This window comes from Alkalihalobacterium alkalinitrilicum (assembly GCF_002019605.1).
Classification (GTDB): domain Bacteria; phylum Bacillota; class Bacilli; order Bacillales; family Bacillaceae_F; genus Alkalihalobacterium; species Alkalihalobacterium alkalinitrilicum.
This window is the reverse complement of the sequence record NZ_KV917368.1, coordinates 1,286,434-1,297,975: the sequence shown is the minus strand read 5'-3', so window position 1 is coordinate 1,297,975 and position 11,542 is coordinate 1,286,434. Positions and strand designations below refer to the sequence as shown.

The 11,542-nt window shown below is 35.7% G+C and carries 9 protein-coding genes and 1 pseudogene; 8 read left to right on the top strand and 2 right to left on the bottom strand.

What is annotated here, in order from left to right; translation table 11 throughout:
* Nucleotides 1-65: 65 nt before the first annotated feature.
* Together BK574_RS28760 and BK574_RS28755 are read left to right on the top strand one after the other, a co-directional pair.
* Nucleotides 66-401, top strand: a pseudogene (locus BK574_RS28760) (protoglobin domain-containing protein); the annotation flags it as partial.
* Between the two features lie 123 nt (nucleotides 402-524).
* Nucleotides 525-1,160, top strand: a complete 636-nt coding sequence (locus tag BK574_RS28755) for a methyl-accepting chemotaxis protein (RefSeq protein ID WP_274379457.1) — start codon at nucleotides 525-527, stop codon at nucleotides 1,158-1,160.
* Between the two features lie 233 nt (nucleotides 1,161-1,393).
* On the opposite strand, the gene BK574_RS06165 is transcribed toward BK574_RS28755, so the two are convergent.
* Nucleotides 1,394-2,248, bottom strand: coding sequence for a MurR/RpiR family transcriptional regulator (locus tag BK574_RS06165; protein ID WP_075389030.1), 855 nt, complete (start codon nucleotides 2,246-2,248; stop codon nucleotides 1,394-1,396).
* Between the two features lie 516 nt (nucleotides 2,249-2,764).
* Here BK574_RS06165 and BK574_RS06160 point away from each other — a divergent pair.
* The 6 genes from BK574_RS06160 (at nucleotide 2,765) to BK574_RS06135 (ending at nucleotide 10,783) form a co-directional block, all read left to right on the top strand.
* Nucleotides 2,765-3,829 carry a TRAP transporter substrate-binding protein gene (locus tag BK574_RS06160; RefSeq protein WP_078427945.1) on the top strand — a complete coding sequence of 355 codons (1,065 nt, stop codon included), beginning with the start codon at nucleotides 2,765-2,767 and terminating at the stop codon, nucleotides 3,827-3,829.
* A gap of 291 nt (nucleotides 3,830-4,120) precedes the next feature.
* Entirely contained in the window at nucleotides 4,121-4,687 is a 567-nt protein-coding gene (locus tag BK574_RS06155) for a TRAP transporter small permease (protein ID WP_078430788.1), read from the top strand.
* 18 nt (nucleotides 4,688-4,705) lie between these two features.
* On the top strand, nucleotides 4,706-5,974 hold the full coding sequence (locus BK574_RS06150) for a TRAP transporter large permease (RefSeq protein WP_078427944.1): 1,269 nt from the start codon (nucleotides 4,706-4,708) through the stop codon (nucleotides 5,972-5,974).
* Between the two features lie 335 nt (nucleotides 5,975-6,309).
* Nucleotides 6,310-8,235, top strand: a complete 1,926-nt coding sequence (locus BK574_RS06145; protein WP_078427943.1) for an ATP-dependent DNA helicase — start codon at nucleotides 6,310-6,312, stop codon at nucleotides 8,233-8,235.
* 211 nt (nucleotides 8,236-8,446) lie between these two features.
* Nucleotides 8,447-9,352 (top strand): arginase, encoded by a 906-nt coding sequence (gene rocF / locus BK574_RS06140; RefSeq protein WP_078427942.1) that lies wholly within the window; start codon nucleotides 8,447-8,449, stop codon nucleotides 9,350-9,352.
* A gap of 48 nt (nucleotides 9,353-9,400) precedes the next feature.
* Nucleotides 9,401-10,783: a YjiH family protein gene (locus BK574_RS06135; RefSeq protein WP_420796928.1), complete on the top strand. Its 1,383-nt coding sequence runs from the start codon at nucleotides 9,401-9,403 to the stop codon at nucleotides 10,781-10,783.
* A gap of 164 nt (nucleotides 10,784-10,947) precedes the next feature.
* On the opposite strand, the gene BK574_RS06130 is transcribed toward BK574_RS06135, so the two are convergent.
* The gene (locus BK574_RS06130) at nucleotides 10,948-11,145 is read right to left on the bottom strand and encodes a cold-shock protein (RefSeq protein ID WP_075389036.1); all 198 of its coding nucleotides are present in this window, start codon (nucleotides 11,143-11,145) and stop codon (nucleotides 10,948-10,950) included.
* Nucleotides 11,146-11,542 lie beyond the last annotated feature (397 nt).

Here is an 11,542-nt window from a genome sequence, read left to right as displayed (position 1 = left end):
AATTTTTTGGTAAATATTGATAAATTTTGGGTTTTCTATTATTCTAATTAACAGCTGACCAGTTCTACACTAACTTGGGAAAAGAAACATCTTTAATGAAAATTATTAACAATCATAGCCATTTTGATCGCTTAAAAAAGACGCTACATTCTCATATATATGACATGTTCAACGGGCAGATTGATGATAGATTTATCCTTCAAAGAAACAAGATTGCGCAAGTGCATGTCAAAATCGGTTTAGACACGAAGTGGTACATGTGTGCTTTTCAAGATTTATTACAATCGCTCGTATACATCGCTATCCCTAAAACGAATGATATAGAAGAAGCCAGTCAAGTTATCATGGCATTAACGAAGATACTAAATTTAGAACAGCAAATTGTCTTAGAAGCTTATGAGATTGAAAATGAAAGAATTCGTAACGAAGCGAAAGAACAGAAGGTAAACTTGGAAATCCAAGTTAATACTAGTGCGATAGAATTAGCAGCTATTAGTGAGGAAACGAGCGCAGCAATACAAGAAATGAGCGATAAAACAAATGAAATTAAGACATTAACAAACACTAGCTCTCAAATAGCCATTTTAACAGAAGAAAAATCTAAGGAAGGGAAATTGCGCCTTGAACATCTTGAGAAAGTGATTACCGAAACAGAAGCAAACATGAGAAAAATTACTTTAGAAATGAAAGAATTGTTAACTGCTTCTAAAAAAATTGAAGAAATATCTACGATGGTTACATCTATTGCTGATCAAACCAATTTACTTGCTTTAAATGCAGCTATTGAAGCAGCCCGTGCAGGCGAACAGGGTAAAGGTTTTGCCGTTGTAGCAAATGAAGTACGAAAGCTCGCAGAAGATACGAAAAATGCAGTTTCTGAAGTAACTGTACTAGTGAATCAAATAAACCGCTATACCGTAAATATGGCAACGTCCATTTCTGAAAATAATGAACATATAAAAAAGGGAACAAATGAGTCATGTATGACAAATCAATTTTTTGATAAAATTGTGAATTCAATGGTAAATATGAAAGAACAAAATGTCTTAATAGCGTATGAAATGAAAGAGCTTACAAACATATTTATGGAAGTTAATGGATCAGCCGAACAGGTTGCGGTTGCGTCAGATAAACTCATAAATATTACCAATGCATTATAATACAAAAGTTGACATGACAACTCCGACGAAAGATGGGAGGTGTCTCTTTTATCCCGCATCAACTGGCAGTAATACTGCCAGTAACAACAAATGAACACAGACCAAATGCGCCACGTCCTGTGGTAACGTTTGTGTGACTCAAATCGTGTGGGCCTAAACTAACCATCAGTAGGGGAAGAATAAAGCCCTCACTGATGGAAGTTTTACTTTCTTATGAAGTTAGAATGGAACAATTAAATCCGCTTTAATGAAATAGCATCTCGAAGTTTTCTTAAAGTCAATTTCGTCGTTTCTTTTCGCGCCATACTTACATTAACATATAGTGCATCTATGATTGAAAGTTGTGCTAGTCGTGAAGCCAGCGCTTCAGATCGAAATATCGTTTCTTGTGATACCGTATATAAGGGAATATCTACTCCATTACTTAGCGGTGACTTTGCTAACGTAGTAATTCCTATTGTGGTGACACCTTGTTCCTTTGCGACTTCTAGAGCTTGGAGTATATCCCGATTTGTCCCAGAGTGAGAGATAAGAACGACGACATCTTCTTTCGTTAATTGAGAAGCCGACATTAATTGAAAGTGCGAATCTTGATATGCAGTTGTTGGAATGCCGGTTCGTATAAATTTATGATGGGCATCCATCGCGATAATTCCTGATCCTCCATTCCCATAAAACTCCACACGTCGTGCGCTTAATATTGCATGAACTGCTTTTTGAAACCTTACCCCATCAATTACTTCAAGTGTTTCTTCCAATGTCCGAATATTGGATTTGAAGACTTTTTCAGCAACGATTTTTTCATCGTCATTTTCGTGAATGGTCTCATGAATATCTTGAATAGGAGTTACGATTTCAGAAGCAAGTGCGATTTTCATAGCTTGATACCCTTTAAATCCGATCCTTTTACAAAAGCGAAAGATCGTAGCTTCAGCAACTTGGAGATCTTCAGCTACTTGGTTAATGGTAGAATGGATAATCTTATTTGAATTTGAAAGAATATAATCTGCAATTAATCTCTCCTTATCACTAAATAGTGGATATGATGCTTTGATTTTTGCCTTCCAGTGCTGTCGTTCCGTCGACATATTTTATTCACTCCTTAGTAATAATTCAAAATATCCATTTTACACAGACTATGCGCCACGTCCTGTGGCAACGTCTTTTCGACCACATCGTGTGAGCCTCAACTAACCATCAGTCCGGAAGTGGAAAACGCACACTGATGGAAGTTTCTTGTTATCGAAAGTTATTATTTTAAAATAGAAGATTAAATATAGTTCCATTATATTTCAAATGAAAACGTTTTACAAAAAATATTTTTTCAAAAAAAGTATTGTGAAAAAAATTTTTTGTCATATAATAGGGATTAGAAAAAATATTTCATTCACTTTCTAATAGAGCGTATTATCGAATAGTTGATAGGCATATTTAATGCATTAATAATGATCTAAAGCATTTTTAAGCATTATCTTTGAAAGCGATTACTTACAATGTAATTAGGTAGTGAATGGAACTAGGAAGTTGATAGTGAGATATTTTTCGGATTATCAATTTTCTAATATAACTTTATGAAATGTACACATCTAAGAGGAGGAACAGAAATGAAAAAATTCAAAAGAACATTCTCTACTATTTTATTAGGATCAATGGCATTTGTCTTAGCAGCTTGTGGAAGTAGTGATACAACAACAGATGGTAATAGTGGAAGCGCTGCATCTGAACCTGAAGCTACTGAACAAGTTAAAATCATCCGTGCTGGTATTGGGTTAAACGATGAGCATCCACAATTTAAAGGATTATTAAAATTTGCAGAATTAGTTGAAGAACGCACTGAAGGAGCAATTGTAGTTGAGGCTTATCATAGTGGACAACTAGGTGATGACCGTTCAATGATGGAAGCGTTACAATTAGGAACGCAAGAAGTTACCGTACCATCAACTGCTCCAATCGCAAACTTTATTTCCGAATTTTCAGTATTTGACTTTCCATTTTTATTTCCTAGTAGTGAAGTAGCCGATGCAGTATTAGATGGTGAAGTTGGACAGAAATTCCTTGGTAAACTTGAAAACCAAAATCTAGTAGGTTTAGCATACTGGGAAAATGGTTTCCGTGATTTAACGAATAGTAAACGTGCTGTTGCGTCAATGGAAGACTTTAAAGGTCTAGCTGTTCGTACAATGGAAAATGAATTACATCTTGAAGCTTTCCGTGCATTAGGTGCAAATCCTACACCCATGGCATTTACTGAGTTATTTACTGCTCTTCAACAAGGTACAGTTGATGGACAAGAAAACCCTGTAGCAACGATTTATTTACAAGCTTTTCATGAAGTACAAGGCCATGTTTCTAACACTCATCATATCTATAGCCCATTTGTATTTCTGATGAGCAAAACATTCTTTGACGGGTTAACTGCTGAACACCAAGAGATTGTTAGCGAAGCTGCATATGAAGCTGGCTTATATCAACGTCAATTGAATCGTGAAGCAAATGCTCAATACCTTGAGAACTTAATTGAAGAAGGAATGACATTTACTGAAATTACACCTGAAGCTCGTGCTGAAATGGTTGAAGCAATACAGCCAGTACTTGATAAGTACGCAGAGCGTATCGGTGCAGAGTTAGTTCAAGAAGTTTATGATGCAATTGAAGCTGCAAAACAGTAGATAATAAAATAAAGAGACTTGGACAAAGTCGTTCAAGTCTCTTTATCCAATATATAAAACCATGGAGCTAGCGCCAATCTAGAAAATGTTGTGTGTTGTATGACTCTTTAAATCTATGAGAAGTGAAACTTTCTATAGATAAAATAAAAGTAAACAAAAGTATTTATCTTTACTATTTTGTTCAGATTTTTGAACTCTATTCATTATTGACCTTTGCATTAGGTAGATAGTTTTGTATGCTTTTATTCTCAAAATAGTGAGGATGTATTTTTTATGAGAGGGGCTTTATTAATGAAAGCACTAAAATGGATTGATGAACATCTAGAAGAAGTATTTCTCGTTCTTTTTTCTATTATTATGGTTACTGTTATCGCAATGCAAGTTTTCATGCGTTATATAATGGGGTCGTCATTAGCCTGGTCAGAAGAACTTGCAAGGTATTGTTTTATTTGGCTCGTGTATCTTGGAATCAGTTATGGAGTCAAAAAACAACGACATATAAAAGTTGACGTAATGCTACTACTATTGAAAGACAGAGCAAAGATTGTATTAAATATATTGGCTAATTTATTATTCTTAGGATTTGCCATTTTCGTGATGTTCTATGGATATGACATCGCTCAAAAACTACTAACTTGGGGTCAAAAGTCTCCAGCACTACAAATTCCAATGGGATTAGTTTATCTGGCTACACCCATTGGAATGGGATTAACAGCTATTCGGATTGTCCAACAACTTATCAAACAAGTTAAAATGTTAATTGGTATTGAAAAAATAGAGCCACTAACAGAGAAAGAGAAAATTCTCTCTAATGATGATGTGACTGAAATTATTGAAAATGACAAACTGAAGCGGTAAGAGGGAGGAGGACACAAAATGACAGCAGCTGTATTATTTGGTAGTTTCGCATTATTTCTATTATTAAGTGTGCCGATTGGTATTGCTTTAGGGCTTGCTACACTAGTTACTATTCTCTTCTCAGGTTCTATCCCTCTTGAATTTCTAGCGCAAGGGTTAGTTACTTCAGTTGACTCATTTCCATTAATGGCCGTACCTTTCTTTATTTTAGCTGGTGAAATCATGGGAAAAGGTGGTATTTCAGATCGTTTATTCCGAGTAGCAAATACCGTCGTTGGCAATAAAACAGGTGGATTTGCAATTGCGACCATCATTACATGTATGTTTTTTGCAGCTATTTCAGGGTCAGGCCCTGCAACTGTTGCTGCAATTGGTGGGATTATGATACCAGCAATGGTTAGACAAGGCTATGATAAAAAGTTTGCAACCGCTGTTGTTGCTGCAGCTGGTTCACTTGGAGTCATCATTCCACCAAGTATCCCGATGGTTATTTACGGGGTCGTCGGTGGTACTTCCATAGGGAATTTATTTATTGCAGGTATTATTCCTGGAGTTATAGTTGGCTTAGGGCTAATTATGTATTCTTATTTCTATTCAAGGAAAATGGGCTATAGAGGAAATGGCGAAAAAACGTCATTTAAAAAGTTTTTAGTAGCTACATGGGATGCAAAATGGGCTTTATTAATTCCTATTATCATTCTAGGTGGAATTTACGGAGGAATTTTTACCCCAACAGAAGCCGCTGTAATTGCGGTCGTCTACGGTTTGATTGCTGGCCTTCTATTATATCGTGAGCTGAAAATTAAAGATTTACCTAAAGTCTTCATTGATGCTGCCTTAACAACTGCTACAATTTTAATCATAGTTGGAACAGCAACAGCATTTGGTCGCTTGTTGACGATCGAACAAATCCCTAATCAAGTGGCACAGGCGATGCTTTCGATTTCAGAAAGTCCAATTATCCTAATATTATTAATAACGATCTTATTACTTATTGTTGGTTGTTTTATGGATACATTAGCGGCTATTATTATCTTAACGCCAATCTTATTACCGATCGCAGTAAATTTAGGTTACGACCCTATTCATTTTGGAATTATCATGGTAGTTAACCTCGCGATTGGTTTTATTACACCGCCACTCGGGGTCAACCTCTTTGTTGGATCTGGTATTTCGGGATTGTCAATTGAAGAAATCTCACGTGCGATTGTACCTTTTTTCTTAGTCATGGTATTTACGTTGTTATTAATTGTGTTTATTCCACAACTATCGATGTTTTTTCTTTAAGTGATTGAAAATTTTTAAATCTAGTAATATCAAGTTTAGGACGTATGTATTTCCACACTGGAAACACATGCGTTTTTTTGAACACCAAGGATCTTTTAACTTACGGATATCTCGTTACATTCTATTACAAAAATTGCTCTACCACATGGATGGATGAAAAGTGAACCAAGTTCCAAATTGTACAATAATATAATCCTAAATTCCACCACATTGTAATGTTGGTCAAGAAATTTTTCATTTACATTCGCACGATTATTTCGTATGATAAAGGGTGGCTTACTTTAGTAAAAGGAAATACATAACTTTATTAATTTAGAGTAGAACGGAGATTTAGAATGACACAATCGCTTCCATTTACTGTTTCAAAAAACGATCGTTTCTTTGATCGCCTCGGGGACTATGTTGGTGACGTTTTTTATGATATTTTACCTGAACATGGTTATGAATTACGAGATGAACAAATTTACATGGCTTTTCAAATTGAACAAGCTTTTAAAAATAAGAGTATTAGTTTTGCTGAAGCTGGAGTAGGTACGGGGAAAACATTCGTCTATTTATTATATGCGATTTGCTATGCGCGTTATATGAGAAAACCTGCGATCATTTCCTGTGCTGATGAAACGCTTATTGAACAGCTAGTCAAAAAAGGTGGGGATATTGAAAAGCTTGAAAAGGCACTAGGCCTTAAGGTCGATGTTCGACTAGCCAAAGCTCGTGAGCAATATGTCTGTATGAAAAAATTAGACCCACTTGCAAATCGAACTGAAGATGATGACCTATTACGTGTGCATGAGGAAATACCTAGCTTTGTATACGATACGAATTTCTCTATGCCTTTGTTTGAACGGTACGGCGATCGCAAAGACTTCCCGTGGGTACCGAATCATAAATGGGAACAAGTGGCCTGGGACCCTTTGCAACAATGTTCAACTTGTGAATGGCGTCATCGTTGCGGCCAAACACTTCATCGTAATTATTACAGAGAGTCCACCGATTTAATTATTTGTTCACACGACTTTTATATGGAACATGTATGGACGAAGGAATCACGAAAGCGAGAAGGGCAGCTTCCATTATTACCTGAAGCAAGCTGTGTCGTTTTTGACGAAGGCCATTTACTTGAGTTCGCTGCACAAAAAGCATTAACGTATCGCTTTCATTCTGAAACATTAAATACTGTATTAACAGCATATATGAACCAAAATGTCCGAGAAGAATCACTCGTATTAATCGAAGAAATTTTACTTTTACATGACGAATGGTTTGATATTTTAAGAGAAACAGCTGTTCTCGTAGAAGGTTCGGATCGACTCGATGTCCCTCGTTCTAAAGAAATGCTTGATGTAGCTCAAAAAATGGACCATTATGTACAAGAACTGTTAGAACAACTTGTTTTTGACTCAGAATTATTCACACTCGAGGATTATCACGTTAAAATTATTGAAGAGTATTTAGAATTTTTCTCCTATGGCTTAACCAAGTTATTAAAAGAGGGAGAAGGTATATTTTGGCTTGAGGAAAGTGAGCTCGAAACATCGTTTGTTATTATGCCTCGTCTCGTCGAAGAAATTTTGAAAAAAGAAGTGTTTTCACAAGGTATTCCTTTTATCTTTTCATCAGCTACATTATCAAAAGATGGTGACTTTTCATATATCGCCAATAGTCTTGGTATTTCAAACTATTCTTCATTCACTGTTGCATCACCATTTGATTATGAAGAGCAAATGAAACTTATCGCACATATTGAAGTAGATGAACACATAAAATGGGAGAATATTGGAGCTGCATTAGGAAATAATGCTGGTCATTCACTTGTGCTATTCACATCTGTTGAAGAAATGAGTCGTTTCCGTAAATGGGCCGATCAACAAACATGGAGCTTTGATATCGTCTATGAAGGTGATCAAGAAATTAGCGTTTCTGTTCAGTATTTCCAACAAAATCCTTCAACAGTACTTTGTGCTTATCATTTATGGGAAGGTTTAGACGTTCCTGGTGAAGCACTAACCCAAGTTATTATTTCATCGTTACCGTTTCCTCCTCATGACCCTGTTTTTCAAGCGAAACGAAAACATGTAAAAGATCCTATTAAGGATATTGATACACCTTATATGTTACTTCGTTTGCGACAAGGTCTTGGACGATTAATTAGAAGTCGTGAAGATCATGGAACGGTTCATATCTGGATGACCCAAACTCAAAAAGCAACACATCTCAATGAAATCATAAAAGTATTACCGATTGACTTAAAATGGGAATAAAAAAGTAGGCTGACATGTATCTCATGTTTCAGCCTTTTCCCATTTATTTTTTTAATGCGAAAATTTATACATTGGTGTATATTATGTTTATATAAAAGTTTATTATATATTCATACTTTTGTGTATATTAAAACTTGAGAGAAAAAGTATAGTCGCAATTTTTCGAATAAATGATTGTGCTATTACAAAAATGGAGAGGTGGACGTTGAAAATGAGAAATTTTAAAAAAGTTTCTATTATCGGTGTGCCAATGGATTTAGGTCAAAAACGTCGTGGTGTTGATATGGGACCGAGTGCCCTAAGATATGCTGGATTAATTGAAGAAATTGAAGCAATTGGTTACGAAGTAAGAGATTACGGTGATTTACAAATTGATCGATCACGTGTAAAAGAAACGGTACCTGAAAATTTAACGAATTTACATGAAGTTATTCGAGTAAGTGAAGAGCTTCAAAATGAAGTTGAAAAAATACAAGAAGAAGGAAGCTTTCCACTTCTATTAGGGGGCGATCACAGTATGAGTATTGGTTCGATTGCCGGATTAAGTAAGCGCTTTCAAAACCTTGGTGTAATATGGTACGATGCTCATGTGGACTTAAATACAGCTGATACATCACCATCTGGAAATATCCATGGTATGCCACTAGCTGTCAATTTAGGAATGGGACATTCATCACTTACGAAAATTGGTGGGGATCATCCGAAAATTAAACCCGAAAATATCGTTGTTATTGGTGCAAGATCAATTGATGAAGGAGAAAGGGAGTTAATCAAGAAAAACGGAATTAAAGTATATACAATGCATGAAATTGACCGTCTTGGGATGACAAAAGTTATTGAAGAAACGATTGCCTATTTAGCTGAAAGAACAGACGGAGTTCACTTAAGCCTTGACCTTGATGGAATTGATCCAACAGATGCTCCTGGTGTTGGAACACCCGTTATCGGAGGTATTTCTTATCGTGAAAGCCATCTTGCTTTAGAAATGTTAGCGGAATCAGACCTCATTACTTCCGCAGAATTTGTCGAGGTGAACCCTATTTTAGATATTAAAAATAAAACTGGTGATGTTGCTGTAGCATTAATTACTTCCCTTCTCGGCAAAAGGCTATTATAATGATATATTAGTTTGAAATAATTTTTATGCATGAAGGAGGGTCTATTATTGGCATCCAATGATGTGGAAAAGCAAAAACAAAATAATAAAAATTCATCTATGAACCGTTATTTGCTTTTTATAATACCTTCATTACTTGGTATTTTCCTGTTTATGACTCCATTACAATTTGAAGATGGTATTACTATTCCTGTTGCGTTTTTAGCAAAGCAACTTGAGGCACTAACGATTGAAGTGTTACCTTGGTTAGTGACTGCCATACTGTTTTTGGTGTCTATTTTCACAGGGTGGATAACGTTACTTAAGCCAGAAAAACCGTTAAAGAGCGATCTAATGAAAGCATTGTTTTTAGTACACCCTACATGGTTTGTGATCCGGGTGTTCGGCTTTATATTTGCTGTCATTACGTTATTTCAATTAGGTCCAGAATGGATTTGGTCTGAATATACTGGCGGACTGCTATTATACGATTTAATACCGCTGTTATTTACGATCTTTTTATTTGCTGGCCTATTTTTACCACTTTTATTAAATTTTGGCTTATTAGAGTTTTGTGGCGTATTATTGAATAAAATTATGCGACCAGTATTCACACTTCCTGGACGTTCTTCGATTGATTGTATTGCGTCATGGATGGGAGATGGGGCCATTGGTGTATTATTAACGAATAAACAGTACGAGGAAGGATTTTATACTAAAAGAGAGGCTGCCGTTATCGGAACTACATTTTCAGTGGTCTCGATAACGTTTAGTATCGTCATTTTAGCGTATATGGGTTTAGAGCATTTGTTTATCCCGTATTATTTAACGATCGTTCTTGCTGGTTTTGTAGCTGCTGTTATTATGCCACGTATCCCGCCGCTATCTCGGAAAGCTGATACGTACTATGTTGAAAATAAACAACGGTTTGCAGAAGGAGAGTTAAAGGGGAGAAATCTCTTTGCACTCGGAATGGAAAAAGCAGTTGAGCGTGCAACATCAAGTAACAATCATTTTGCGGTGATTGCAAAGGGTGGTATTAAAAACGTCTTTGATATGTGGTTTGGTGTTATCCCTGTTGTAATGGCATTCGGAACACTAGCATTAATTATTGCGGAGCATACAGCGTTTTTTGCTATACTTGGAGCTCCATTTGTACCGCTACTAAACTTGATGCAAGTGCCAGAAGCATCTCAAGCTGCTCAAACGATGGTGATTGGGTTTGCTGATATGTTCTTACCAGCAGTAATCGGAAGTGGTATTGAGAGTGAATTCACACGTTTTGTTATAGCGTGTGTTTCCGTAACTCAGCTTATCTACATGTCCGAAGTTGGTGGGCTATTACTTGCTTCGAAATTACCTGTTAAGTTTAGTGATTTAGCCATAATTTTCATTGAGCGGACTTTAATTACACTTCCTGTTATCGTAGCAATGGCTCATATACTTTTCTAATACAGAGCAAGAGCACCCGTTAATAAAAGAGGAAATGATTAGAGATTATCTTCCTTAGTGAGAATTTCAATTTCACCACTAAGGAGTTAGTCTCTTTTTTTCAACCATTTAACTTCGAACTTAGTACATAGAAAAAAGGACCCCAAAAGGAGTCCTGGTTAAACTTATTTTTGAACGTTAGCAGCTTGTGGTCCTCGTGCGCCTTGTTCAATATCAAACGTAACACTTTGTCCTTCTTCTAGTGATTTGAAACCATCACCTTGAATGGCTGAAAAGTGAACGAATACATCTTCGCCACCTTCAACTTCGATAAAGCCAAAACCTTTTTCTGAATTAAACCATTTTACTTTTCCTTGTGCCATGTAAATGCCTCCAAAGTGGTTATTCCACTGTAGTATTACTATTTTTGTCCAATTAACACTTTTTAATACGGAAATAACTTATTATGTAAGTTTTTTTCTCATTTTGTTATCGGAGCAAAAATAATTGTACTTATAATAGCAGTTTGCAATAGTTAAAATCAAGTTTTCACCATAGGAAGATTATAACAAATGAATTTTTACATCTTTTTACATAGGTATCATATAATTTTTCATATCAATCATTTGCATTTGATTGAATAGCTGCCATTTCAACACCTCATCAATCGTTTATATTTTGTATATTATGAACACAGACATATAATAGGGTATACTTTTTGTTTTCTAAAAAAAAAGTAGTCTTTTGTCGAAAAATAAATTTACAAAATTCTTATTTTTA

What these genes read in the sequence shown, in the direction of transcription:
- BK574_RS06165 (WP_075389030.1), bottom strand. Translation starts at nt 2,248, where the DNA reads ATGTCGACGGAACGACAGCACTGGAAGGCAAAAATCAAAGCATCATAT.
- BK574_RS28755 (WP_274379457.1), top strand. Translation starts at nt 525, where the DNA reads ATGAGCGATAAAACAAATGAAATTAAGACATTAACAAACACTAGCTCT.
- rocF (WP_078427942.1), top strand. Translation starts at nt 8,447, where the DNA reads ATGAGAAATTTTAAAAAAGTTTCTATTATCGGTGTGCCAATGGATTTA.
- BK574_RS06160 (WP_078427945.1), top strand. Translation starts at nt 2,765, where the DNA reads ATGAAAAAATTCAAAAGAACATTCTCTACTATTTTATTAGGATCAATG.
- BK574_RS06150 (WP_078427944.1), top strand. Translation starts at nt 4,706, where the DNA reads ATGACAGCAGCTGTATTATTTGGTAGTTTCGCATTATTTCTATTATTA.
- BK574_RS06145 (WP_078427943.1), top strand. Translation starts at nt 6,310, where the DNA reads ATGACACAATCGCTTCCATTTACTGTTTCAAAAAACGATCGTTTCTTT.
- BK574_RS06155 (WP_078430788.1), top strand. Translation starts at nt 4,121, where the DNA reads ATGAAAGCACTAAAATGGATTGATGAACATCTAGAAGAAGTATTTCTC.
- BK574_RS06130 (WP_075389036.1), bottom strand. Translation starts at nt 11,145, where the DNA reads ATGGCACAAGGAAAAGTAAAATGGTTTAATTCAGAAAAAGGTTTTGGC.